The organism is Flavobacterium zhairuonense, from assembly GCF_004352915.1.
Taxonomy (GTDB): Bacteria; Bacteroidota; Bacteroidia; order Flavobacteriales; family Flavobacteriaceae; genus Flavobacterium; species Flavobacterium zhairuonense.
The window spans coordinates 255549-279885 of sequence record NZ_SJSY01000070.1 but is presented as its reverse complement, the minus strand read 5'-3'; the positions used below and the strand labels follow the sequence as shown (position 1 = coordinate 279885).

23 protein-coding genes, 1 other RNA gene and 1 pseudogene are annotated in these 24337 nt (G+C 33.0%); 15 read left to right on the top strand and 10 right to left on the bottom strand.

Going from position 1 to position 24337, the window contains the following annotated elements:
• Nucleotides 1–1840: pseudogene (locus tag EYY60_RS08885) on the bottom strand (hypothetical protein); the annotation flags it as partial.
• A gap of 821 nt (nucleotides 1841–2661) precedes the next feature.
• Between EYY60_RS08885 and EYY60_RS08880 the strand changes: the two are divergent.
• The 6 genes from EYY60_RS08880 (at nucleotide 2662) to EYY60_RS08855 (ending at nucleotide 8205) form a co-directional block, all read left to right on the top strand.
• On the top strand, nucleotides 2662–3147 hold the full coding sequence (locus EYY60_RS08880; protein WP_132989025.1) for a SixA phosphatase family protein: 486 nt from the start codon (nucleotides 2662–2664) through the stop codon (nucleotides 3145–3147).
• A gap of 5 nt (nucleotides 3148–3152) precedes the next feature.
• Nucleotides 3153–5231: a polyphosphate kinase 1 gene (gene ppk1, locus EYY60_RS08875; RefSeq protein WP_132989024.1), complete on the top strand. Its 2079-nt coding sequence runs from the start codon at nucleotides 3153–3155 to the stop codon at nucleotides 5229–5231.
• Nucleotides 5232–5262: 31 nt separating this feature from the next.
• Nucleotides 5263–6153, top strand: a complete 891-nt coding sequence (locus tag EYY60_RS08870; RefSeq protein ID WP_132989023.1) for a Ppx/GppA phosphatase family protein — start codon at nucleotides 5263–5265, stop codon at nucleotides 6151–6153.
• A gap of 127 nt (nucleotides 6154–6280) precedes the next feature.
• A complete protein-coding gene (locus EYY60_RS08865) occupies nucleotides 6281–6862 on the top strand; it encodes a TMEM175 family protein (protein ID WP_132989022.1) in 582 nt (193 codons plus the stop codon).
• Between the two features lie 3 nt (nucleotides 6863–6865).
• On the top strand, nucleotides 6866–7426 hold the full coding sequence (locus EYY60_RS08860) for a Crp/Fnr family transcriptional regulator (RefSeq protein ID WP_132989021.1): 561 nt from the start codon (nucleotides 6866–6868) through the stop codon (nucleotides 7424–7426).
• 200 nt (nucleotides 7427–7626) lie between these two features.
• The gene (locus tag EYY60_RS08855) at nucleotides 7627–8205 is read left to right on the top strand and encodes an NAD(P)H-dependent oxidoreductase (protein ID WP_132989020.1); all 579 of its coding nucleotides are present in this window, start codon (nucleotides 7627–7629) and stop codon (nucleotides 8203–8205) included.
• Between the two features lie 103 nt (nucleotides 8206–8308).
• Here the strand turns inward: EYY60_RS08855 and EYY60_RS08850 are convergent, their stop codons facing one another.
• From EYY60_RS08850 to EYY60_RS08840, 3 genes are all read right to left on the bottom strand, one after another.
• A complete protein-coding gene (locus EYY60_RS08850; protein ID WP_235832311.1) occupies nucleotides 8309–8653 on the bottom strand; it encodes a DNA polymerase III in 345 nt (114 codons plus the stop codon).
• 350 nt (nucleotides 8654–9003) lie between these two features.
• On the bottom strand, nucleotides 9004–10089 hold the full coding sequence (gene dnaX, locus EYY60_RS08845; protein ID WP_132989018.1) for a DNA polymerase III subunit gamma/tau: 1086 nt from the start codon (nucleotides 10087–10089) through the stop codon (nucleotides 9004–9006).
• A 61-nt stretch (nucleotides 10090–10150) separates the two neighbouring features.
• Nucleotides 10151–10807, bottom strand: coding sequence for a hypothetical protein (locus EYY60_RS08840; protein ID WP_132989017.1), 657 nt, complete (start codon nucleotides 10805–10807; stop codon nucleotides 10151–10153).
• Nucleotides 10808–10944: 137 nt separating this feature from the next.
• Here EYY60_RS08840 and EYY60_RS08835 point away from each other — a divergent pair, with 137 nt between their 5' ends.
• From EYY60_RS08835 to EYY60_RS08820, 4 genes are read left to right on the top strand one after another with little or no spacing between them, the layout of a single operon-like run.
• Nucleotides 10945–11739: a peptidase gene (locus EYY60_RS08835; RefSeq protein WP_132989016.1), complete on the top strand. Its 795-nt coding sequence runs from the start codon at nucleotides 10945–10947 to the stop codon at nucleotides 11737–11739.
• A 39-nt stretch (nucleotides 11740–11778) separates the two neighbouring features.
• Nucleotides 11779–12255, top strand: coding sequence for a hypothetical protein (locus tag EYY60_RS08830; protein ID WP_132989015.1), 477 nt, complete (start codon nucleotides 11779–11781; stop codon nucleotides 12253–12255).
• Nucleotides 12256–12280: 25 nt separating this feature from the next.
• Nucleotides 12281–12730: a nuclear transport factor 2 family protein gene (locus tag EYY60_RS08825; protein ID WP_132989014.1), complete on the top strand. Its 450-nt coding sequence runs from the start codon at nucleotides 12281–12283 to the stop codon at nucleotides 12728–12730.
• A 51-nt stretch (nucleotides 12731–12781) separates the two neighbouring features.
• Nucleotides 12782–13261 (top strand): cupin domain-containing protein, encoded by a 480-nt coding sequence (locus EYY60_RS08820; protein ID WP_132989013.1) that lies wholly within the window; start codon nucleotides 12782–12784, stop codon nucleotides 13259–13261.
• A 56-nt stretch (nucleotides 13262–13317) separates the two neighbouring features.
• On the opposite strand, the gene EYY60_RS08815 is transcribed toward EYY60_RS08820, so the two are convergent.
• Nucleotides 13318–13611 carry an SH3 domain-containing protein gene (locus EYY60_RS08815; RefSeq protein ID WP_132989012.1) on the bottom strand — a complete coding sequence of 98 codons (294 nt, stop codon included), beginning with the start codon at nucleotides 13609–13611 and terminating at the stop codon, nucleotides 13318–13320.
• Between the two features lie 125 nt (nucleotides 13612–13736).
• Between EYY60_RS08815 and rnpB the strand changes: the two genes are divergently transcribed.
• Nucleotides 13737–14066, top strand: an RNA gene (gene rnpB, locus EYY60_RS08810) — RNase P RNA component class A.
• Between the two features lie 31 nt (nucleotides 14067–14097).
• Nucleotides 14098–15345 (top strand): cation:dicarboxylate symporter family transporter, encoded by a 1248-nt coding sequence (locus tag EYY60_RS08805; RefSeq protein ID WP_132989011.1) that lies wholly within the window; start codon nucleotides 14098–14100, stop codon nucleotides 15343–15345.
• 135 nt (nucleotides 15346–15480) lie between these two features.
• Here EYY60_RS08805 and EYY60_RS08800 read toward each other — a convergent pair whose 3' ends face one another.
• Nucleotides 15481–15675, bottom strand: a complete 195-nt coding sequence (locus tag EYY60_RS08800) for a hypothetical protein (protein WP_132989010.1) — start codon at nucleotides 15673–15675, stop codon at nucleotides 15481–15483.
• Nucleotides 15676–15854: 179 nt separating this feature from the next.
• Between EYY60_RS08800 and EYY60_RS08795 the strand changes: the two genes are divergently transcribed.
• Nucleotides 15855–16403, top strand: coding sequence for a hypothetical protein (locus tag EYY60_RS08795; protein WP_132989009.1), 549 nt, complete (start codon nucleotides 15855–15857; stop codon nucleotides 16401–16403).
• A 260-nt stretch (nucleotides 16404–16663) separates the two neighbouring features.
• Here EYY60_RS08795 and EYY60_RS08790 read toward each other — a convergent pair whose 3' ends face one another.
• The gene (locus EYY60_RS08790; RefSeq protein WP_132989008.1) at nucleotides 16664–17350 is read right to left on the bottom strand and encodes a response regulator transcription factor; all 687 of its coding nucleotides are present in this window, start codon (nucleotides 17348–17350) and stop codon (nucleotides 16664–16666) included.
• A 10-nt stretch (nucleotides 17351–17360) separates the two neighbouring features.
• Entirely contained in the window at nucleotides 17361–18719 is a 1359-nt protein-coding gene (locus EYY60_RS08785; RefSeq protein WP_132989007.1) for a sensor histidine kinase, read from the bottom strand.
• A gap of 319 nt (nucleotides 18720–19038) precedes the next feature.
• Between EYY60_RS08785 and EYY60_RS08780 the strand changes: the two genes are divergently transcribed.
• Nucleotides 19039–21141 (top strand): TonB-dependent receptor domain-containing protein, encoded by a 2103-nt coding sequence (locus tag EYY60_RS08780; RefSeq protein ID WP_132989006.1) that lies wholly within the window; start codon nucleotides 19039–19041, stop codon nucleotides 21139–21141.
• A gap of 77 nt (nucleotides 21142–21218) precedes the next feature.
• Here the strand turns inward: EYY60_RS08780 and EYY60_RS08775 are convergent, their stop codons facing one another.
• Both EYY60_RS08775 and EYY60_RS08770 read right to left on the bottom strand, forming a co-directional pair.
• Nucleotides 21219–21824, bottom strand: a complete 606-nt coding sequence (locus EYY60_RS08775; RefSeq protein ID WP_132989005.1) for an RsmD family RNA methyltransferase — start codon at nucleotides 21822–21824, stop codon at nucleotides 21219–21221.
• Nucleotides 21821–22642, bottom strand: a complete 822-nt coding sequence (locus tag EYY60_RS08770; RefSeq protein WP_132989032.1) for a DUF3822 family protein — start codon at nucleotides 22640–22642, stop codon at nucleotides 21821–21823. The genes EYY60_RS08775 and EYY60_RS08770 overlap by 4 nt, the downstream gene beginning before the upstream one ends.
• A 273-nt stretch (nucleotides 22643–22915) precedes the next feature.
• Here EYY60_RS08770 and EYY60_RS08765 point away from each other — a divergent pair, with 273 nt between their 5' ends.
• Nucleotides 22916–24325, top strand: a complete 1410-nt coding sequence (locus EYY60_RS08765; RefSeq protein WP_132989004.1) for an ATP-dependent DNA helicase — start codon at nucleotides 22916–22918, stop codon at nucleotides 24323–24325.
• The last annotated feature ends 12 nt before the right edge of the window (nucleotides 24326–24337 follow it).

The window sequence follows — 24337 nt, the reverse complement described above, 5'->3', positions numbered from 1 at the left end:
TGGCAACAGGAGCCTGATTTTGTGCAGCTGTCAATCCTGCCGCATCGCTGCATTGCAAAGTAACATCTAAAGTGCCTGCTTGGGTTGTCCAAGTTGGTGCAGTAGTATCCTGAATGGTGATTACCTGTGTGAAAACTGTTGAAGTGTTATTGCAGACATCTTTAGCAGTCCAAGTGTTGGTGTAAGTTCCAGAATTGGCACAAGTTCCAGCTGCGAAAGTTCCGCTCACTTTTGTATAGGTTACAGTTCCACCACAATTGTCTGTGGCAACAGGAGCCTGATTTTGTGCAGCTGTCAATCCTGCCGCATCGCTGCATTGCAAAGTAACATTTAAAGTGCCAGCCTGGGTTGTCCAAGTTGGTGCAGTCGTATCCTGAATAGTGATCTCCTGAGTAAAAACTGTTGAAGTATTATTACAGGCGTCTTTAGCGGTCCAAGTGTTGGTGTAAGTTCCAGAATTGGCACAAGTCCCAGCGGCGAAAGTTCCGCTCACTTTTGTATAGGTTACAGTTCCAGCACAATTGTCTGTGGCAACAGGAGCCTGATTTTGTGCAGCTGTCAATCCTGCCGCATCGCTGCATTGCAAAGTAACATTTAAAGTGCCTGCTTGGGTTGTCCAAGTTGGTGCAGTCGTGTCGTTAACAGTCACTATTTTTTCACAAGTAGAACTGCATCCATTTAAAGTAGTAGTTAATAATAATTTAAACGTTGTATTACAAGTAGAACCAGCTTGAACCGTTACGTTTTGTAAATTTGTAGCAGATGTAATTGTAGCGCCATTTGCAGTTGCCGGAGGCAAAGACCACGAATAGGATGTCATACCGGCTGGAGCCGCATATACATTAGAAGAAGATAAACATACAGGACCACTAGTGCCAGTAATAGAACAAGCGGTTGGAGTATTTACCGTCACGGTTGCTTCACTTGTCGCAATATTGCTTCCAGAGCATAAACCTGAATTAGAAAATATTGCTCTAAATTTTGTGGTTTCTGTTAAATTACCTGTATTGTAACCGGTTAAACCTGTAGTATTAGCAATATCTACCCACACTGAAAATGGTGCAACAGATGATTGCCATTTAATTACATTAGAATTAGCATTGAGACCTGATATTGTTAAAGCAGCACTAGCTCCTGAACAAATAGTTGAGTTGGGTCCAACTGTTCCTTTTAGTGGAATTCCAAAAGTAAGTGGAGTATTTGTACATAGACTTGAATTAGGAGAGTTACCACTAACAGAAGCTAATTTTGTAACGTTAATTACACCAGGATTATTGGGATCACAAATGTTAATTCCCAAGCTTCCAAAAGGAACATTAAACTCTAAAAATGTAGCACCAGAATTACAATTGGCCTTACCTGCCTGAGCAGCAAGACCTGCTGGGATAACATTAGTTTGAGTTTTAACACTGCCATTTCCCGTATATAAAGTAAAGCCACTTCCGTTAGAATTAATTTCTAAGATATACTCAGCACCAGCTACACTAATGGTTCCTCCAAATGAATCTGAGGTTAATCCTGTTGCAGAATTATTATCGGTATCTAAGTACAATCTAAAAAGTGCCGAACCACCATTACCAATGTCCATACCTAATCTTAGAACTTGATTTTGGGTATCAACTTTAGCGCGAATCGTTCCAATATTACATGTTGAAGAAGGGTTAGCTAATAATACTGTGCTATAAACCGTTCCAGTCGCATATTCATCACCAACTGCACCTGGGCCAGGGCAGTAATTGCCATCATATGTATTTTGAGAATAGCCACTTGTAATAAATATTAAAAGCAACGTAATATAAACGTATTTAATATTCAAGTTAATTAAAGTAATGTTTTTCATAATCTCTATTTTTTTAATCTTTAGTAAATTTTTTTTGAGATTCTTTGAGTTATAATCCGTTTCAAGTGATTATAAATTGTCAAGGCTTGTTCTTAATAAAAAATTATGGAATAGATTTAGGGGCTTGTAAAAAATAGAATACAGTGATTTTTTTAAGGTTTTAGGTTAATGTTTAATAAAATCTCAGAAGATGGAAAAACGGTTCTATTTATTTTAACTGGGACAAATAGGTTATTAATCACATCGTACATTTCTAACAAAAAAATAACTTACAATTTTGACACTCTTTAGGACCTTTAAAGTGACACCTTTTTATTCTTATAAATTGTTTCTCTGTTTTGTGATATATTTAATATTTTAACAAAATCAAAGTTATATTAGAGTTTTTGTAATATGTTTTTTTTATCTATAACTAACCTAAAAACTCGTTGAAGTGTTGTTTTTTTACAAAAATTTGACTCAAAAACACTTTTACAACACAAAAAAAAATAGAAATTTTCCTAATTTTTTTTTGATTTATTCATGATATTGAGTTTTATTTATAACGATTAAATGATTAATAATCAGGTATTTGGTTAAAATTTTAAAGAATTGTATAATATCGACCAAATACTAATTTTATAGATGAAGTACATAAAATAATAAAAATCTCATTTTTTACTTTTTTAAATCTTACTGCTTTGAAACTTTCAAATTCTTGTTAAAATTTTGTTATAATGTTAACAGAAATAAAAAAAGGGAAATGATTAAAATTTCTTTTGTAAATTAGAACTTAGAAAGCAGTTTTCTCGTTATGTATGTATTTTTAAATATTGTCTTTTATGAAAAACTTAATTTTAATACGACACGCAAAATCAAGCTGGGAAGCGCCTCTTAAAGATTTTGACAGACCTTTAATGAAAAGAGGAATTTTAGATGCACATGAAGTGTCTTCAAATATTTCAAAATATCTACCGAAAACTTATATTATATGGAGTAGTACCGCTGCACGTGCTGCGGAGACGGCTCTTATTTTTGCTCAAAATATTTCATACCCCCTCGAAAGCATTGTTTTCAAAGACGATCTTTATACTTTTGATGACAAACAACTCGAAAAAGTTATTAAATCGTGTGATAATAGTTTAGAAAGCGTTATTCTTTTTGGACATAACGAGGCTATTACAAATTTTGTTAATAAATTTGGGGATGTTTTTATAGATAATGTCCCAACTTCAGGTTTTGTTTCCCTGCAATTTGATACAGAAAGCTGGGATGCTCTCAATAAAGGCAAGACACATAAAACAATTTTCCCCAAAGATTTAAAATAAATAAAGTGTACGAACAGAAATATATCGATAGAGAAAAAAGTTGGTTAGCGTTTAATGCAAGAGTGCTTCAAGAAGCTGCAGACAACACGGTTCCACTTTTAGACAGACTGCGTTTTGTTGGAATTTTTTCAAACAATTTAGATGAGTTTTTCAGAGTTCGGTATGCTGCGATTCGAAGATTAAGTCTCTCGGGTATTTCTGGCGAGAAGTATTTAGGCGGAATTTCTGCTCACCAATTAATTAAGGATATTACCGAAATCGTAATTCAGCAACAATCTGAAAGTTTGCGTATTCTTGGAAATATTGAAGCCGAACTAGAAGCGGAGAATATCTTTATTATAAATGAAACCCAAATTACCAAAAAACAGGAGTGTTTCTTAAAAGACTTTTTTACACAAAAATTGAGTCCAGAATTGGTAACAATCATTCTGAATGACTTGGCGGTTTTTCCAGTTTTAAAAGATACTTTAGGTTATTTGGCTGTTCGTTTAGAATTGGCAACAGATGAAGTTCGTTATGCTTTAATCGAAATTCCAAAAAACATCAACCGTTTTGTCGTCCTCCCTTCAGAAGATGAAAAGCAATATGTAATATTGATCGATGATGTTATTCGTTATAAACTTAAGAGCATCTTCAATATTTTTGATTATAAAAGTGTTTCAGCACACATGATCAAAATCACTCGTGACGCGCAGTTAGATATTGACAGTGACTTAAGCAAAAGTATGCTCGAAAAAATTTCTAGCTCTGTAAAAGACCGCCGAATTGGAGAGCCTGTGCGCTTTATTTATGACAATTTAATTGAAGAAGATACGCTGCAATTCTTTTTGGAAAAAATGAAAATTGTAGAAACAGATAGTATAATTCCGGGTGGAAGGTATCACAACCGCCGTGATTATATGGATTTTCCAAATCTAGGGCGCTACGATTTATTGTATAAACCAAATGAACCTTTGCCAGTTCCAGGTTTGAGTTTGGATGGAAGTATTTTAGAGAAAATCAACAAAAAAGATTATTTGGTGCATGCGCCTTATCAATCATTTTCATATTTGACCAAATTTTTACGTGAAGCGGCTTTAGATCCAAAAGTGACCAGCATCAAAATTACCTTATATCGTCTGGCTAAGAATTCACAGATTATAAGTTCGTTGATTAATGCTGCTAAAAACGGAAAGAAAGTTGTAGTTCAAATCGAACTTCAAGCACGCTTTGATGAAGCAAGCAATATTTCATATGCGGAGCAAATGCAAACGGAAGGAATTGAGCTTATTTTCGGAATTAAAGGCTTGAAGGTCCACAGTAAAATTTGTGTGATCGAAAGAATCGAAGAAGGAAAAACACGTCGTTACGGCTTTATTTCAACTGGAAACTTCAATGAATCTACAGCTAAAATTTATACAGATGTAACGCTTTTTACTTGCCATCAAGGGATTTTAAAAGATACTTCAAAAATATTCGAATTCTTTGATATAAATTATAGAGTGCACAGATACAAGCATTTAATTGTGTCGCCACATTACACAAGAACAAAGTTCATTAAGTTGATCGATCGCGAAATTTTGCATGCACTTGCTGGCAGAAAAACGCATATCAAATTAAAAATGAATAGTTTGTCTGATTTTAAAATGATTGATAAACTTTATGAAGCGAGTAATGCTGGAGTTAAAATCCAGCTTCAGGTTCGAGGAATTTGTTCTTTGATTCCTGGTATTCCTGGAATGAGCGAAAATATTGAAGCAATAAGTATTGTAGATAATTATTTAGAGCATTCAAGAGTTTATATTTTTGGAAATGCGGGTTTAACTGAAGTTTACATTTCGTCTGCCGATTTTATGACTAGAAATCTTGACGGAAGAGTCGAAGTTACCTGCCCAATTTATGATCTCGAAATCAAAAAAGAATTGATTGATAATTTTAATATTGCTTGGAAAGGGAATGTTAAAGTGCGATATCATTCCTATAAATTAGATAACAAATATAAGCCTCGAAATCATCATGCCCCATTTAGAGCGCAATTTGAAACCTATAAATATTACCAAAACAAAATTGAGGTAGCAGAAGCGGTTCCACAAAAAATAAATTAATTAAAACCAATTTTTCAAATCATAAGTGAGCATGATTAATATTAGAAAATTTGCAGCAATAGATATCGGTTCAAATGCCATGAGGCTTCTGATATCGAATGTTGTAGAACAAGAAGGGAAAGATCCGCAATTTAATAAAAGTTCGCTTGTCCGTGTGCCAATTCGTTTGGGACAAGATGCCTTTACCGTTGGAGAAATATCACAAGAAAATACCGATCGAATGATTGATGCCATGAAAGCATTCAATCTTTTGATGAAAGTACATAAAGTAGAGCGTTATATGGCGTTTGCTACTTCGGCAATGCGTGAAGCGTATAATGCCAAAGAAGTTGTGGCTTTGATTAAAAAGAAAGCCGATATTAAAATCGAAATTATTGACGGCAAAAAAGAAGCAGCAATTATTGCTTCTACAGATTTGCATCATTTATTAAAGACAGACGAAACCTATCTTTTTGTAGATGTTGGAGGCGGTAGTACAGAGTTTACTCTTTTTTCAGATGGAAAAATGATCAATTCAAGATCATTCAAAGCGGGAACAGTTCGTTTGTTGAATAATATGGTTTGCGACGTAGTTTGGGATGAAATCGAAAAATGGATTAAAACCAATACTGCAGATTATGACGAAGTTACTTTGATTGGATCTGGTGGAAACATCAATAAATTGTTTAAAATGTCTGGAAAACAGCAGGAAAAACCGCTTTCATACATTTATATCAATTCACAATATGCGTTCCTGAATTCATTGACCTACGAACAAAGAATTGCCGAATTAGGTTTGAATTCTGACCGCGCCGACGTTATCATTCACGCAACTCGCATTTATTTGAATGCAATGAAATGGAGTGGAGCGCGCCAGATTTATGTGCCAAAAATTGGACTTTCTGACGGAATTGTAAAAGCAATGTACTACGGTAAAATATAAATTATTTTTTTGCCACGAATTCCGCAAATTAGCACGAATTAATACTTCAAAAAGATTCAAAAATTAATGCTAATTTGTGAAAGTCGTGGCAAACTTTTTTTATAAATAGCACTTTAATAAATAACAAATGAATAAAACTAGACTTGAAGCCTTTAGTGATGGTGTTTTGGCAATTATTATAACAATCATGATTTTGGAAATAAAAGTTCCAGAAGGTCATGAGTTTGCCGATTTAAAACCGCTTATTCCTAAATTTTTGAGCTATATTTTGAGTTTTATTTATGTTGGAATCTATTGGAATAATCATCATTACTTGCTTCATGGTCTGTCTAAAGTAAACGGAAAAGTGCTTTGGAGCAATCTGCATTTGTTGTTTTGGCTCTCATTGATTCCAGTTTCGACAGGTTGGATGGGAGAACATAATTTTGAGAAAGCATCAATGGCGTTTTACGGAATTATTTTGCTTTTATGCGCAATTGCCTACGTGATTTTGCAATATGTAATTATGTGTAATGAAGGTGATGATTCTCCTTTGAGAAAAGCGCTCGGCAAAGATTTAAAAGGAAAAGCTTCGGCGGTTTTATATATCATCGGAATTGTTGCTTCGTTTTACAACGAGTGGATTTCTGGTGCTGCCTATTTTATTGTGGCATTGTTGTGGCTTATTCCAGATAAAAGAATTGAACGCGTTTTTAATTCTAACGACTAATTCATGAAAACCGTTTTTCAGTCCATTCAAGATTTTTCTTCAGAAGAATTAGAACTTTTAGATAGCCTAATTACATTTCGAACGCTTAAAAAAGGCGAACTTTTATTGACTGAAAATCAAGTTTGCAATGAAGTTGTTTTCATCAAAAAAGGTATTCTGAGGTCGTTTTTTGTAAATCATAAGGGAGACGAAATAACGAATTGTTTTGCTTTTGAAAATGAATTTATGGCATCGTTTGCCAGTTTTATTACGCAAGAAAAAGCAGAAGAAAATATTCAGGCTCTTGCCGAAACCGAACTGCAGATTTTAGATCGCAAAGCTTTAGAAAAATTATATCAATCTGGTTTTAACTGGCAGGAAATCGGAAGAAAATTAACCGAATTAGAGTTTGTTAATTTGCATAAAAGAATGGTTTCTTTTCAAAAATTATCTGGTGCTCAGCGCTACGAAGAATTGTATCAGAATCAACAAAAATACATACAGCTAATCCCGCTTCAATATTTGGCTTCTTATTTAGGAATTACGCCAAGACATTTAAGCCGAATCAGAAAAGCGGTTGTTTGATTTTTGGTTTCACGCAGATTTTACAGATTAAGCAGATTTGTTTTTTATTGTTATATTGTATAAATCTGCGAAAATTTATAAGTTGTTTTTAGATCGGCCTAATCTGCTAAATCTGCGAGACAAATAATTTGCATCTATTTTTAGGACATTTGTCCAGTAAAAGAAAAAGCACGAACGGTATTTTTGATAAAAACTTAGATATGAAAAAAATACTGATTATAAACGGTCATCCAAACGCGGAGAGTTTTAATTTTGGAATTGCAGAATCGTATAAAAATGGTGCAATTGCTTCTGGCGCTAAGGTAGAAACCATTACAATTGCAGATTTAAAATTCAATCCGAATTTGCAGTTTGGTTACCAAAAACGAACTGAATTGGAACCTGATTTACTTGAATCTTGGGAGAAAATCAAAAGAGCCGATCACTTGGTTTGGATTCATCCTGTTTGGTGGGGCGGACTTCCTGCGATTACAAAAGGATTTATCGATCGTTTATTTTTGCCAGGAATGGCTTTCCAATACAGAGAAAACTCAGTTTGGTGGGATAAACTATTGAAAGGCAAAACAGCTCATATTATTACAACTTTAGATCAGCCAGGCTGGTTTTACCGATTATCTTTTGGAAGACCAAGTGTAAATCAATTAAAAAAATCAACCTTGCAATTCTGCGGAATAAAGCCCGTAAAAGTCAGCTACATCGGAATTATTAAAGGTTCAGATGAAAATAAAAGAAAAAAATGGCTTGAAAAAGTCTATAATTTCGGACTTGCTAATCGATAATTTTTTGACGATTCGAGCAATAGTGACTTGTTGAAATAAATAATCTAATTCGTGAATTGCTTCGCCTGTTTGCTATCGCTTGAGTCGTGGCTGTAGGAAAATATTAATCTTTTAAATCCAATCCAAATGTTGAGCGCAAGAGCTCAATATTTGGGTTGATTTCTACAAAACGATTGTATCGATCCTGATTGTTATAAGTTCGTTTAGTTTGTGCCTCTTCATTAACAATTACTTCAATGGTAATGTCATGATTGTGCAAATGACCTTTTAAATGTCCTAATAAGGCATTCATCTGGCTTTCAAATTCCAATTTTGAACCCTCGTTTGGAAGTTCATAAGTGATTCTCGTTCCTTCTAAAACCGGGTCATTGATCAACAGAATAGATTCCATGATCTTCAAACCTTTTTGCCCTAAACGCTCCGCATATTTGTTCCAATGAAGGCGCATATCAGTCTCGTTAAACTCTTCCGTAGGCAATACAGAAGTAGGCTTGACATACGATTTGCTGCTTTGTTCTAATTCCTTTTTCTTGCGGATGCTGGCAAGAGAAAAAGCAGAAACTTTTTGAGGACCACTCAGGTCAGCTCTTGGTGTTTCTGGAGTTTGAACTTTTTGAGGTTCAGGAGAAACTTGAGTTGTATTTGTAGTATTTACAGGTACAGCATTGCCATTGTCATTTTGATTGACATTGACTTTTTCATCCGTTTTTAAAGTTTCAGTTGTACTTTGGACTTTGGCATTTGGACTTTGAACTTCAACTATAGAAAAGCTTCCGTTTTTATAATAAGTTGGCGGAATTATGAATTGCTCAACTTTTTTTTTTCTCCATCAAAGTTGATAGAGGCCAATTGCATCAAGCATAATTCAACTAAAAGTCGCTGATTTTGACTCAATTTGTATTTTAAATCGCAGTCGTTTGCGATATCAATTCCTTTTAATAAAAAGTCCTGAGAACATTTTTGCGATTGAACGCCATACATTTGTTGCGCTTGTTCTCCAACTTCAAGTAATGCAATAGTCGAAGGTGTTTTGCTTACCAATAAATCTCTAAAGTGAGAAGCTAGGCCAGCGATAAAATGATGTCCGTCAAAACCTTTAGCCAGAATGTCGTTGTATGCAATTAATAGTTCTGGAATTTTATTTTCCAGAATCAAATCGGTTACTGTAATGTAGGTTTCGTAATCTAAAACATTTAGGTTTTCAGTTACGGCTTGACGCGTCAGGTTTGTTCCACAGTATGAAACTACACGGTCAAAAATTGATAATGCGTCACGCATGGCGCCATCGGCTTTTTGAGCAATAATGTGCAGTGCATCATCTTCAAAAACGATTCCTTGACTTTCAGCAACATCTGCTAGATGTTCTTTGGCATCTTTTACTGTAATTCTTTTGAAATCAAAAATTTGGCAACGCGATAAAATCGTTGGAAGGATTTTGTGTTTTTCTGTTGTCGCTAAAATAAAAATAGCATGTTTTGGCGGTTCTTCTAATGTTTTCAAAAAAGCATTAAAAGCAGCCGAAGACAACATGTGAACCTCGTCAATGATATATACTTTGTATTGTCCGGTTTGTGGCGGGATTCGAACTTGATCAATCAAGTTACGAATATCATCAACTGAGTTGTTTGAAGCGGCATCCAATTCAAAAACATTAAATGCGAAATCTTCAGTAGGATCGTCATATCCAGGCTGGTTTATCTTTCGAGCCAAGATACGCGCGCAAGTTGTTTTTCCAACTCCACGTGGTCCTGTGAATAAAAGAGCAGAAGCCAAGTGGTTGGTTTCAATAGCATTCAACAAAGTGTTGGTAATGGCTTTTTGTCCCACGACATCCTTAAAGGTCTGCGGGCGATATTTACGTGCCGATACTACAAATTGTTCCATATTCTTTTTTATTCGATAGCAAATATATGACTTTTGTTTCGTTGTTTAAAGTCGATTTTACTTATTTGACGAAATTCTTTTTCTTTAAAATTACAAAGATTAAACTTAGAAATAATACGGTATTGACAATCAAAGAAATGATGATGTATTGACTATAAATTTCCAATTTCGTTTCAGTTTTTTCTTTTTCTAAAAAAACATTTTGCGATTTTTTGTATGCCCTTAATTTCTCAAGTTGATAAATCCAATCTTGCAAATTTCGATTTTCAAATTTCAGTTCCCAAACATAAAAGGATAGTGATTTTATTTGATCATCTGTTTTTTGAGACATTTTGATTTCTGGAGGAGAAGGCATGGAGTCACTCCCATAAGGTTGAAATCCGGTACTTAGAGAACAACCACTCACCTCGATAGTTTTATCGTCATTAAAATTGGCGTAAACAATCCAAAGTTGTTTTAGAGAGGGAATAACAGAGCAATTGCCAGAATATTTTTGAGTAATGAATTGAGAATTGTATTTTCCTTTAAAGAGTTCTATGATTTTAAAAGTGTACATTCTTTTTATTGAATCTACTTTTATAACTTCTCCGTAAAATACAATTTCATGCTTCAATCCTATTTCTATAATGTTTTTTCGGTCAATTGTCTTACAATCACAAGAAAATGACTTGTAGTAAATAAAAAAGAATACAAAAACAAAAATATACTTAAACTTCATAAAGTTGGTTTTGAATACAATAATAATCTTTTATGTTTATTTTTTTCATTTCTAAATTGAATTTTTGTAATAAAAAATGTGTTATTTTTAATCCGAAAGTAAAATAATCTATAAACAAAACAACAATTCGATAATTTATGAATGCAAAACAAATAGTAAGATTAAGCAACGTCATTGGCATTATTTCGATAATGTTATTAGTCTATTGGGTTTTCACTTTTATCTTGATTCAGGTTTTTGGATTAAAAGTTTTTAGGGAAAATATGACCGAATCTTTTTATTTAAGTGTTTTAGGGATTCTTGCTCTAATGACAGGTTCATTGATCATCAATATCATGTTTAATTTAACCCGAATTGCCGAAAAACATAATCTGGATGTTGTAAATTCAAAATCAAATAGATGGCGAATTATGATTTTGGTTTTGATTTTTCCATTAATAGCGATTATTTTATTTGGTGGCGATTATTTGACAGCTGCCAAAAAAGAAAAATTAATGATTAAATCGGCAGAGTCTATTATTGCTGTAAATAAAGCCAATAGTGATAAGTTAGTAAATTATAGCTTTTCTGAAAAGTACATTAAAGAAACAGCAGATATTTTAGAGATCTTATCTGGAACAGATAAAAACTTTCCAAGCGTAACTGTAATTGTAAAGGATTCAATAAAAGGTTCTCCAGTTTATTTAGGTTTTGATGATTATTACGAAGGAAATTTAAAAGATACAATACAGCCGCAGAAAAACAGATTTCTTTATAAAACCACAAAAGAAGAAAGGGATTATTTAGAAAGTGTTTTTGAAAAAAACAGTGACGAATTAAGATACAGCAATTACAATGGGAGATATGAATTGTTTTATCCTTACAGAAAGAATGGCAAAAAAATCGTTCTGTATTTTTCGGATACTCAAAGATATGGCAAGCTTGGAAGTTAATATTTTATTTAAAATCACGAGAATACTTAATTAAAATTTATGCAACAATATCACTACCAAAACAACATCTTAAATCTTAAAGTAAAAAAATCACCATTTTTTGTTAGAGTAGTGATGTTTTTACTGGCTTTCTCTTTTTTTATTTTTCCTCTTGTCGGAACAATTTTTGGCATTGCAAGCGGAAGTGGTTTACGGATAGGTTATTTTATCGGAATAGGAATATTTTCATTAATTGGATTTTATATGGTAAGAATTGCTCTCTGGAACACTTATGGTGAAGAAACGATTCAAATACTTGAAAATAAAGTTATTTATGAAGCAAATTATGGCTGGTTTAAAGATGGGAAAAAAGAAACGATAATTTCTAATCCGAATTTTTATGCGGCGTCAGTTGGTTATGAAGAAGATAACGAAGGGGTTTTAATTATTGCTTCTAATGATATTAAAGTAGAATCTGTTGTGAAAATGAAAATGTTTCAGATGGAAGAATTAATAAAAGTTTTGAAAAGTTCTTAGATCATAAATTCTTAACCATTTTAATATGAAAAAATATTTAATACTCAGTGCGATTATATTTTGTTCCTTTAAAATTCAAGCACAAACGAAACAGGATTCGTTAGATATCAAGCGAGTTGCTTTGGCTTATATTGAAGCACAGCATACTCCAAATCCGAAATTGATGGAAAGCGCTTTGCATCCGAGAATGGTGAAAAGATCGGTTTTTAGAAACAAGACAGCACAAAAAGATTATATTTCAGAATTTTTCGCAGAAAATATGGTTATTTTGGCTGAGACTTATAATGTAAAAGGAGATAAATTTCCCAAAAATCCGAGAAAAGAAATTAAATTATTAGATGTTTCGGCTAAAACGGCTTCAGTTAAATTGCTCGCCGATGCATGGATTGATTATATGCATATTGTGAAAGAAAATGGCGAATGGAAAATCATCAATGTGCTTTGGCAATATAATGATGTGACACAACATGAATAAGCAGTTTTATTTTCTGTGGAAATAATTTAGGAAAGATTAATAAGGCTCAAAATGAAAAATCCAATTATAACCGTAGACGAAACCCAAGGACATAAACTGAATATTGCCGGAGGAAATTACCGTATTGTCATTTCAGGAAAAGAAACCAATGGTGAATATGCAGTAATTGAAATGTCGGTTCCGCCGGGAGCGGGGCCAAATCCCCATGCGCACGCTAATTTTGCAGAAACTTTTTTTGTATTGGAGGGCGAGGTTACTTTTAAATCGGAATTAGGGATTTATATTGCCAAGAAAAATGCTTTTGTCAATATTCCAAAAGGTGGAATTGTACATGGATTTAAAAATCTGAGCAACGAACCTGCTAAATTGTTATGTACAGTTACTCCCGCTGGTTTAGATGATTTGTTTGAAGAAATTGCCAGTTATATGGAAACGAATTCTTCAGCTTCTGAAATTGAAAAGAAAGAAAAAATAAACTCTATTTTTATAAAATACGGACAAGAAATGTTTCCGCCGGACTATTTGGATTAATGTTTTTAGTTTTCAGTCTCAGATTAAAAAACTGAGACTGAAAACTAAATTAAAAACTACCTTCCCCTAATACTTAAATCAAATAAAAACTTTGCGGTTTCTTGATCTGAATCGGCTGAAAAGCCAGCAACATAAACTCCTTTTTTTCCAGAAGTTGATTTAATTCCGTATACAACTGCCTCATCGCCTGGGTCTGATTCCCCCTCGTATCGATACACATGAACAATTTCAAATTTCTCAGGATTTTTTTTAATCACGTCAGCATTTCGATTAAAATCACATGTAAATCCTTTCTCATTCAATTGATCTAAAGCCTTTGAAACAGTTGCGTAATGATACATTCTTTTCATGATAACTGAATTTAAAAATTATGGAATTTTAAAGATAACTATTTTAAAATTAAAAAGTTATGATAAAATTCATAAAATAGAAAATTTAAAATCATTATTCTTCATTCATAAAGTGTTACTTTTGCACCGCAGACCGCCTTATCGTCGTCCCGATTCATCGGGAGGGAGGAAAGTCCGGACACCATAGAGAAGCATAGCGGGTAACACCCGTCGGTCTTAGAAATAAGGCAAGGACAAGTGCAACAGAAAGTATGTACAGGTAATGCTGTAGTGAAACCAGGTAAACTCTATGCGGTGAAATACCAAGTATATCAGCATTTAAGGGCTTCTCGTCCGTTGTTGAAGGGTAGGTAGCTTGAGTCCCAAAGTAATTTGGGATCTAGATAAATGATAAGGTATTGCCTTGTTGCAAAATGAGGCAAGAACAGAATCCGGCTTATAGGTCTGCTTTTTTTATATATTTGTGAAACTATCTAACTGAACCTCATGAATATTTCTGCTCCAAATCCTACACCGAAAATCAAAAAAAGCCTTTTTCAAACTGTAATTACAAACTTGACTTTCTGGGTTTTGATTGCAATTATTGCTGGAATTTTGCTGGGTCATTTTTCGCCTGAGAATGGCATTGAAATGGAAAAAATAGGAAAAGGTTTTATTGATCTCATCAAACTTTTTATTGGCCCAATTATTTTTCTGACAATTGTTTTGGGAATTTCCGGAATGGGAAATCTAAAAAAAGTTGGACGAATCGGGATTAAAGCTTTGGGGTATTTTGAAGTAGTTTCGACTGTTGCTTTGGCAATTGGCGTTGCAGTCGCGTATTTGATTAAGCCAGGAAAAATTGATAAATCGGGATTGGCAATTGGAGATGCGAGCCAATATACAAGCAGTTCGGCTGAACATTTTTCGTGGTTGCAGTTTTTCTTTTCGAATTTTACTTTGCAGGTTTTGGTTGCCGCAATTGTATGCGGCATTGCATTGAATTTTTATCAAAAGAGAGAACAAACGATTTTAGTTTTAGAACGAATCTCGAATGTTGTTTTTACGGGTTTAAAATATGTGATGTATTTGGCACCAATTGGCGCTTTTGGAGGAATGGCCTATACAATCGGTAAGTTTGGTTTGGCAACTTTGATTCCGCTTGGAAAATTGATGCTTTGTGTCTATTTGACAATGGCTTTGTTTGTTTTTCTGGTTTTGGGAAGTATTCTGAGATATTATAAAATCAGCATTCTTTCGATTTTAAAATATATAAAAGAAGAACTTTTGCTGGTTCTGGGAACTTCATCTTCAGAAGCCGCTTTGCCGAGCATTATGGTAAAACTGGAAAAAATGGGTTGCAGTAAATCGGTTGTGGGATTGGTGATTCCTACAGGTTATTCTTTTAACCTTGACGGAACTTCGATTTATCTTTCGATGTCGGTCATATTTTTGGCACAATTGTATGATGTACATTTGAGTTTCTTCGAAATTTTATCCGTAATCGGAATTTTGATGATCACCTCAAAAGGAGCAGCGGGCGTGACCGGAAGTGGTTTTATTGTATTGGCTTCGACATTGACAGCCCTTCATAAAATTCCTGTTGAAGGTTTGGCTTTTTTATTAGGCGTCGATAAATTTATGAGTGAAGCCAGAGCAATTACCAATTTAATTGGAAACACGGTTGCCACAATCATAATTTCAAAAACGGAAAGAGATTTTACCGAATTAGATTTGACTACTCTGGACACATAAAAACCTATTTTAGTTTGATTTTCCGGCAGATTTTGCAGATTGAGCAGATTTAAATTTAAAATAATCTGCCAGATCTGCGAAATCTGCGAGAAAAAAACTTTGCTTCTTTGCAACTTTGTCCCTTTGCAACTTAATTTAAGACTCGTCTTTTGTAGTTCGAACCAAGCTGATTCCTGACGTAAAAAATACGATTCCTAAAATTCCGTAAATAATTAATGATTTAATATCTCTGGTTCCTCCAGTTGTATCTGCAAAAATCATTGCTGTATAAATAAGTCCTATTATTCCAAGGACCGTTAGCAATCCTCCGAAAAATCTTTTTAGGTTCATGATCAATATATTTAAAGTTGTATAACAAATTTATCCTTGTTGTTGTTAAATGCTGTTATACAATTACTTATGAAGATTATATGATTTCAAGGGATTATTTTGTAAGAAAAAGTTTTGTTATCAAGCATTTCGTATTGATTAAATACTATTTTTACGCACACTAATCGATAAACCATTATATGAAGAAAATTTACTTTTTGATGTTGCTTTTTGCAGTTTTTAATGTTCATGCCCAAGACGAAGCTTCAGTTTCAGTTGAAAAAAATCAATTTAAAATAAATGTGTTATTTCCTGGATTTATCTATGAACATGGATTTTCAGAAAAAAATACACTTTATTCAGAGGTAGCTTTGGGGCTAGGCTATAGTTACAGTGACTATTACGGAGAATCAAATACGTATATTGCACCACTAATTACAGAACAATTTCGTCATTATTATAATTTGCAAAAAAGAGCAAATAAAGGCAAAAGAACGGAGTATAATTCAGGCAATTATTTAGCATTAAATGCATCTTATTACTTTAAACCTCTTACAGGAAATTCAGAGCATTTTAATTATGTTCCATCAACAGTAGTTGCGGCACTTTGGGGATTACAGCGAACTTATAAAGGCAGATTCAATTTAGAATTCAGTGTTGGTCCCGGAGTTCAATTTGATAAGTATGAAACTCAATTTTTTCCTGCTGGAAACTTTACTTTAGGCTGGGTAATTGGAAATAAAAAATAAATAAAAGGCTGTCTCAAAATGACAGCTTTTTTTGTGAGCTTCAGGAGAAGCGAAATATTTATAGAAAAGTATTGATGTTTACAATATAAAGCTCCATCGGAGCGACATTTTTTCTACAAACTAAATCTGTTTCGCTCCGCTGGAGCTTTTTCATTAGTCGCATAGAAATTCTATAAATATTTTACCCCGCTGGGGTTGTGCTTGCAAAATATGTTTTATAAGTATTACACTTATTCAATCGAACTGTCCTTTTGAGAAAGTCATTTTTCTATTTTAAATTCTAATCCAATATTTCGAACACTTTCAATCTTGATTTTTGGATCTGAATTGAAATATTTTCTTAATCTGCTGATAAAGACATCCATGCTTCTTCCTGAAAAATAATCGTCTTTTTTCCAAACCGACATTAAAATTTGATCTCTTTTCAATAACTGATTATGGTTTAGGGACAAATATTCAATAAGTGCTGCTTCTTTTTCGGTAAGTTGCTGCACGTGATTTTTATTATTGAGTGTTAAACGTTCGTTGTCAAAAACATACGAACCAATTTCGATTATGTTATTTCCGTCTAGACTTCTTTTTTGTTCAATTCTTTTTAAAATATTCTGCAAACGCAGAACCAGTTCATCGACTTCAAAAGGTTTTACTATATAATCATCAGCGCCTAATTTTAAGCCTATGATTTTGTCTTCTTTTAACTTTCTTGCTGTTAGAAAAATAAATGGAATTTCTGGATTGATGGTAATTATTTTCTCGGCCAATGAAAATCCGTCCAACTTGGGCATCATGACATCAAAAACGCAAATGTCAAAAGTTTGGTTTTTAAAATAATCCAAAGCCATTTCGCCATTTTCTGCCCATATTACTTCAAATTGATGCAGTTCTAAATACTGTTTTAAAATCGCAGCAAAATCAAAATCGTCTTCGGCTAAAAGTAATCTTTTCAAAATAAGGGAATTAAACTTTTAATAAAATAGTGAACTGAGTTCCTTTTCCTAAATCGCTGATAACGTTTACAGAACCTTGATGCGCTTTTACAATTTGATCAACATAATACAATCCTAAACCTAAACCTTTTGTATTGTGTAGATTTCCTTGCTCAACGCGATAAAATTTTTCAAAAAGAAACGCTTGTTTGTTTTTGGCAATACCAATTCCGTCATCTTCAAAACTTATAGAAAATTGTTTTTCGACTATTCTTGTTTTCACTGTAATTGTATTTGAGCCATATTTTACAGCATTTTCCAAAACGTTCAAAAACGCTGTGGTCAAATGAAATTTATCCAAAGTCAAAATCGTTTTTTGTGTTTGAAAATCGGTTTTTAGATTGATTTTTGGAAACGTAATTTTAAAATCATTTACAATAGAAAGCAGAAAATCCTCTGTTTCAATTTTTTCTTTTTGAAGTTCGATTTCATTTTCCGCTAAAGAATTTGCCATAACTTGATCTATCAAATTTTGCAAGCGATTGTTTTGGCGTGAAATGGTACTTAAAATAGAGTTGAAATTTTCATCGTTTTCACGAATGTTTTTCTGTTCTAAAATCTTTGTCGAAATTCCTAAAGTCGCTAATGGTGTTTTAAGTTCGTGCGTAATATTATTGATAAAATCAGTTTTTACATCACTCACTTTTTTCTGTTTTATCAAGGCTTTAATCGCAATAACAAATAGCGAAATTAGTGTTAGAATTGAAAACAAAGAGAGGACCAAAATAAAAGTCATTCGTCTTAAAATAATCATTTCCCAATCAATTACCGAAACGTACATTGAATCTTCGGTCAGCAATTGATATTCTTGATTTTCAAATGTTCCGTTTGTGGTTCCGACATAATTCCGAACCAAAAAAGCATGATTTAACGAAGACAGATTTCCGTATAATTTGTTTTCGATAAATGGTTTTTCAGAGAAAATTGTATCGGCTTTTTGAGTGTTTTTATATACAATGAATTTATTGAGTACAATTGCAAAATCAATTTTGAAATTCGGAAGGTCTCTTTCAAATTTTCTTTGAATTTGGTGGGTTAACGTACTTTGATATTGTTTTTCTAAAACCGCATTTTTAACATCTAAACGGCTGTTTTTTCCTTTGATATAATTTTCAGATAATTGTTTGTAAAGCGCTTCTTTCTTAGCAACCAAAACCGAATCGATGTCGCTGTAATTGTTGGTAATTTGAGCGATTTCATTTTTTATCTGCGTATGAAACTCGGCTACTTTATAATCGTAAGCCGTTTTTACCAAATAACATTGAACAGTCGTCAAAACAATAAGTGCGATTACTGAAAATGCGATTAATAAATTGATTCTTTGTTTCATTACTTGTTTGAAATTATGGACTACAGATAAGGCTGGTTGAGCTGATTTTTGCTGTTTTTTATTATAACCTCTCGCAGATTTTGCAGATTCAGCAGATTTAAATTTATCTGCTGAATCTGCAAAATCTGCGAGAGAAAAAAATCAATTTGTGTAAATCGGCTAAACCCGCGTCAACAGTGTGCCAATTTTCTCCACCCAAAAATAATGCTTTTATAAAACAAAATCGAGATTAACTCAGCATTAACCTCCAATTAACTTTCAGAATTGGTTTTTCAAAGCACTTTTGCTGCATTGTTAATCCATTTTAAATATCATTTATATGCCATTGAAACTAATTCTGGCTCTTTTGCTTTTTCTTTTTTCTTTTTTTGCCAAAGCTCAAAATGAAACGGCAAAAGATTCCATTTCCCAAAAATTGAGTGAAGTTGTTGTGACTCAAAACAAAAAGACTTTTACAAATTCAAACGGAAATATTAAAGTTGATGTCGCCAATTCAATTTACAATACGATTCCAAATCCGGTTGATTTGCTTTCTAAATTGCCAACAGTTCAAGTTAGTTCAGATCGAGAAAATATTTCAATTGTGGGAAAAGGAAATCCATTGATTTATATCGATAATCAAAAAGTTGGAATGAATGAGTTGAATGCTTTGGCTGTCGCCGATATTAAAACAATTGAAATCATTCAGAATCCATCTTCAAAATATGAAGCCGAAGGTCGTGCCGTAATTTTGATTACCCGAAAACTTAGTAAAAAAGACAGTTTTCGAACTGAAATTTCTGAAACAGCTTCTTTTAAAAAGCATTTCAATAATTACCTCGGATTCAATTCAAGTTTCAAGAAAAACAAATTAGAATGGAAAGCTAATTTTAATTTTAATAGACGAAATCCGTGGGAAAATCATAGTACCGCCTATGAAATTCCGGAAGCTTCGATTGTTTCAAATTATGATGTAACGGCAAATTCACATGTAAAAGAATATGTGTTTGGTGGTGGTTTATTTTATAAGATAAATGACGAAGATTATTTTTCTGCGAGCGTAAACGGCAAACTGAGAGATGATAATTTCGGCATCAATACTTTCACTTTTAATAAAGACCAGAATGCAGCAAACAACGTTTTGACGTGGAGTGATAATTCGAGCGACAAAAATTTTGTGAACGCATTTATCAATTATTCCAAGAAATTAAAATTTATCGACACACAACTTTTTGCTGGTTTTCAATATTCCAATTTTAATCAGCATTTATGGAGTTTGGTGGAGAATAATTTTAATGAAACCGAATTTGAATTGTCGCAAAACAGAGATCAGAAATTTAATGTCGATGTTTTTTCGGGAAGAATTGATTTGGAAAAAAAGTTTAAAAATGAAATGAATTTAGAATATGGCGGTTTGTATTTAAAAGCAAAATCGAATTCGGATTCAGACATTTTTGATTTTGAGAAATATGAAAATGAGACTTTAAATTATGATTTTAAAGAAGAAAATTTAGCTGCGTACATTCAGTTTTCTGGAAAATTGAAAAAAGTTGATTTTTCTGTTGGATTACGAGCTGAAAACACAAACGTCTATGCAAAATACAAAACAGATTTATTGCCTTCAATTGATAAAAACTACACCAATTTATTTCCGAAAGCACAATTTTCATTTGCAATAGACAGTGCAAAAAATGTCAATATAAATTATGCAAAAAATATTGTGAGGCCAAAATATTCGTCCATAAGCCAAATTGCAACGTATATAAATCCGTATTTTTTATATGGAAGCAGTATTAAATTAGGTCCGGCATTTACAGACGAAATTTCGGGTACTTTTCAGTATCAAGAGAAATCGGTTAAAATAAGCTATTATCAAACTAAAAATGTCGTGAATCAAACTTTTATATTTAATAGCGAAACAAATGTACTGATGATTACGGATGTTAATTTTAAACGAGAAACCGGTTTTACAATCGATTTTACACTTCCGTTTACGTATAAATTCTGGACAGCAACCAATTCGTTGGTTTTTATAAAAAGCAAAGTTGAAGACAACTCAGCGTTAATGCATATATCAAAACCGTATTTGTATTATTACTCAAATAATTCTTTTAAGTTGCCTAAAAACTTTACTTATGTTTTTTCCTTTTGGGGAACAACAGCGCAAAATGACGGCATTTTTGAAAGAAAAGCCAATTTTGTTTTAGATATGTCGTTGAACAAAACATTTGGCAAAAATTGGAATTGCGCTTTAAATTTTAATGATGTTTTTAGACAAACGATTTACAGCGAAAGTTTTGCCGTCAACAATGTAAGTTCAGGTTCAAGATATTTGGTTGATGCACATGAGGTTTCGATTGCAGTTCGTTATTCCTTCGGAAAAATAAAGGATTCGAAGTACAAAGAAAAAACGGTTGATGAAAATGAAAACCGGGTACGATGAAAATAGAAAATCCCAAGTTTCTCCCGACGCTTCGGGATGGAATTTGGGATTTGTAAAATTTAAATATTGAAAGAAGACTATCCTTCGTCTTCTTCTGTGATTTTTATTGGAGAATCTCCAGGAAGTTCCTCATCATCATCAGTTGAGTTTAATTCGAAGAAGCTGAAATAAGAACCTCCGTAGCTTTTCTGAAAAGAAAAATTACTTAAATGATCTAATTTAGTATATTTTGAATGTTCGATTATCATCATTCCATCTTCATGAAGCAAATCTCTTTCAAAAACCGTCATTACGATTTTTTCAAAAGTTGCTTGATCTAAACCATATGGAGGATCAGCAAAAACAATATCGTAAGAAGTTTTGCAGTTTTCCAAAAATTTGAAAACATCGCTTTTTGTAGCAGCAATATCAAAATCATATTCTGATGAAACTTGTTTGATGAATTTTACACATCCAAAATCTCCATCCACAGAAGTTATTGGTGCACTGCCACGCGATGCAAATTCATAACTAATGTTTCCGGTTCCTGAAAATAAATCCAAAACCTTTAAGCTGTCAAAACTAAAATGATTGTTCAAGACATTAAACAATGCCTCTTTGCTCATATCAGTTGTGGGTCTAACAGGAAGGTTTTTTGGGGGAGAAATTCGACGTCCTTTGTGTTTTCCTGAAATGATTCTCATGATTGGAATAAAATATAATGTTTTTGGTTTTCTGTTAAAGAGAAGCTGTTTTTTTGCTGTAAAGTGCTTACATCCATGAAGGATATATTACGAATGTATTTATACGCAATGGCATAAAAAGGATCGTTTTGGTCTATCGTGCCCAATAATTCGAGCGGAAAAATTTCCGGATTTAAGTTCGATTGTTCGGCAGTAAATAGTAGGTAATATATGAAATCTTCAGGGGTTTGATATTCAAATGAATTGAAAAACAGAAGTTTTTGGTTTTGAACCACAATTACTTCAAAATGGCCAGGATTGAAATTGACCACCATTTTCTTTTCGTCATTGTTTCTTGAATTGTCTAAAATTTTTTCGACTAAAATACTGTTTGCATGTTTGTAGTCAAAAGAACCAACATTATCAATCAAAAAGTTATTGATATTCACATACGGAATGTAAACAGAATTCATGTGATAATTTGAAATTTCATCAAATGTAAAAAAGTCTGTTTCAAAAACTTTTGTAGTGTATTGCAAATAACTTCCTAGATAATCTTCATCAAATAAAGCTGTCGGAACAAAAGTCGAAAGATTGTTATTATGAATCACCATCACTTCATCATAAGTGTCCTTCAATTCCAAATTGTTTTTGAAAGCTTCAGTAAAAAGATCTTCAATTTTTGTGCTTTTGTTTGAAATGTCAAACTTGATTTCTTTAAACGATGTAATGACATTGTTTAAAGTATCGAAACAGCAATAGGAAAATCCAGTCAGAGAAACCTGAATAGAAAGTTTTTTATAATTTTTAGAAGTAATGTTAGTATTTTGTAATGACATATCTGATTTACAATCCGTTACCTGTTTTTGAATCAAGAAAGAATTTAAGCGACCACAAACTTACAAATTAAAAAGCAACAATAATAATTGCAATTTCAAAAAACAATTTTAAAAACATTTTAAAATATGGTTAAGGTTTCTTTACCATATAAGTTATATGAGTCCATAAAGTAAAGAACTTAAGCGAGAGCTTAAATTTTCTTATATGACTTACATGGTTTATAATTGATTTTGCCATTAAAAAAGACGAACTTTGTATTCCAATTTTACCTTATGAATTCAACATTGTTTTACAGCGTTTTACAAAAAAGATTCCCTTTTGCACCTACATACAAACAAGATATTTTTTTTCAGAAAATCGCAATTTTCCTAACCGAACCTAAAAATGACACCATTTTTGTGCTGAAAGGATATGCCGGAACCGGAAAAACAACCGTGATTTCAACGATCGTAAATAATCTTGGAGAAATCAATAAAAAATTTGTTTTGCTTGCGCCAACAGGTCGCGCGGCAAAAGTGATTTCGAATTACTCAAATACATCGGCTTTTACCATTCATAAAAAAATATATTTTCCTAAAAAGTCATCAGGAGGTGGAGTGGCTTTTACCAAACAAGTCAACAAACATAAAAATACCGTTTTTATCGTCGATGAGGCTTCTATGATTTCAGATAGTACGCTCGATAGCGGATCGCTTCTGGATGATTTGATCAATTATGTATATTCTGGAAATAATTGCAAAATGATTCTTTTGGGAGATACCGCGCAGTTGCCTCCGGTTAATTTAGATATTAGTCCGGCACTTGATATTCAGACTTTAGGCGTTCATTATGATAAAGAAATCGAACATATTGAATTGGACGAAGTAATGCGTCAAGAAGAAAATTCAGGGATTTTGTTTAATGCCACAGAACTTCGTGAATTGCTGAAAGAAAGTTTTATAACCGAATTCAGATTCAATGTAAAAAAGTTTAAAGATATCGTTCGTTTGACAGATGGTTACGATATTCAAGATGCAATAAATACAGCTTATAGCAATTATAGTATTGAAGATACTGCTTTTATTGTGCGATCAAATAAAAGAGCAAATCAGTACAATGAACAAATTAGAAGCCGAATTTTATTTAAGGAAAGCGAACTTTCGGTTGGTGATTTTTTGATGGTTGTCAAGAACAATTATTTCTGGCTAAAAGAAACGGATGAGGCTGGTTTTATTGCCAATGGAGATATTATTGAAGTTTTGGAAATGTTTGGAATCAAAGAATTATACGGTTTTACTTTTGCGAAAGTCAAAATCAGAATGGTCGATTATCCAAACCAAATTCCTTTTGAAACAGTTTTGATTTTAGATACGATCAAAAGCGAATCGCCGTCATTGACTTATGAAGAATCGAATCGTTTGTACGAAGAAGTGATGAAAGATTATGAAGACGAACCAACGAAATACAAGAGATTTCAGAAGGTTAAGGAAAACGAATATTTCAACGGATTACAAGTGAAATTCTCATACGCAATCACATGCCACAAATCGCAAGGCGGGCAATGGAATACTGTTTTTATCGAACAGCCTTATTTGCCGGACGGAATTGATCGCGACTACGTAAGATGGCTTTATACAGCTATGACACGTGCCAAAAATAAGTTATATTTGATAGGATTTAAAGACGAGAGTTTTGAGGAATAAAACACTGATTTC

Bases quoted from the DNA above. Each gene is read 5' to 3' on its own strand.
- EYY60_RS08825 (WP_132989014.1), top strand. From the start codon at position 12,281: ATGAAAAAATATTTAATACTCAGTGCGATTATATTTTGTTCCTTTAAA.
- dnaX (WP_132989018.1), bottom strand. From the start codon at position 10,089: ATGGAACAATTTGTAGTATCGGCACGTAAATATCGCCCGCAGACCTTT.
- EYY60_RS08880 (WP_132989025.1), top strand. From the start codon at position 2,662: ATGAAAAACTTAATTTTAATACGACACGCAAAATCAAGCTGGGAAGCG.
- EYY60_RS08850 (WP_235832311.1), bottom strand. From the start codon at position 8,653: ATGCGCCTTCATTGGAACAAATATGCGGAGCGTTTAGGGCAAAAAGGT.
- EYY60_RS08820 (WP_132989013.1), top strand. From the start codon at position 12,782: ATGAAAAATCCAATTATAACCGTAGACGAAACCCAAGGACATAAACTG.
- EYY60_RS08805 (WP_132989011.1), top strand. From the start codon at position 14,098: ATGAATATTTCTGCTCCAAATCCTACACCGAAAATCAAAAAAAGCCTT.
- EYY60_RS08795 (WP_132989009.1), top strand. From the start codon at position 15,855: ATGAAGAAAATTTACTTTTTGATGTTGCTTTTTGCAGTTTTTAATGTT.
- EYY60_RS08770 (WP_132989032.1), bottom strand. From the start codon at position 22,642: ATGTCATTACAAAATACTAACATTACTTCTAAAAATTATAAAAAACTT.
- EYY60_RS08800 (WP_132989010.1), bottom strand. From the start codon at position 15,675: ATGAACCTAAAAAGATTTTTCGGAGGATTGCTAACGGTCCTTGGAATA.
- EYY60_RS08855 (WP_132989020.1), top strand. From the start codon at position 7,627: ATGAAAAAAATACTGATTATAAACGGTCATCCAAACGCGGAGAGTTTT.
- EYY60_RS08835 (WP_132989016.1), top strand. From the start codon at position 10,945: ATGAATGCAAAACAAATAGTAAGATTAAGCAACGTCATTGGCATTATT.
- EYY60_RS08830 (WP_132989015.1), top strand. From the start codon at position 11,779: ATGCAACAATATCACTACCAAAACAACATCTTAAATCTTAAAGTAAAA.
- EYY60_RS08860 (WP_132989021.1), top strand. From the start codon at position 6,866: ATGAAAACCGTTTTTCAGTCCATTCAAGATTTTTCTTCAGAAGAATTA.
- EYY60_RS08785 (WP_132989007.1), bottom strand. From the start codon at position 18,719: ATGAAACAAAGAATCAATTTATTAATCGCATTTTCAGTAATCGCACTT.
- EYY60_RS08815 (WP_132989012.1), bottom strand. From the start codon at position 13,611: ATGAAAAGAATGTATCATTACGCAACTGTTTCAAAGGCTTTAGATCAA.
- EYY60_RS08780 (WP_132989006.1), top strand. From the start codon at position 19,039: ATGCCATTGAAACTAATTCTGGCTCTTTTGCTTTTTCTTTTTTCTTTT.
- EYY60_RS08775 (WP_132989005.1), bottom strand. From the start codon at position 21,824: ATGAGAATCATTTCAGGAAAACACAAAGGACGTCGAATTTCTCCCCCA.
- EYY60_RS08765 (WP_132989004.1), top strand. From the start codon at position 22,916: ATGAATTCAACATTGTTTTACAGCGTTTTACAAAAAAGATTCCCTTTT.
- EYY60_RS08870 (WP_132989023.1), top strand. From the start codon at position 5,263: ATGATTAATATTAGAAAATTTGCAGCAATAGATATCGGTTCAAATGCC.
- EYY60_RS08840 (WP_132989017.1), bottom strand. From the start codon at position 10,807: ATGAAGTTTAAGTATATTTTTGTTTTTGTATTCTTTTTTATTTACTAC.
- EYY60_RS08865 (WP_132989022.1), top strand. From the start codon at position 6,281: ATGAATAAAACTAGACTTGAAGCCTTTAGTGATGGTGTTTTGGCAATT.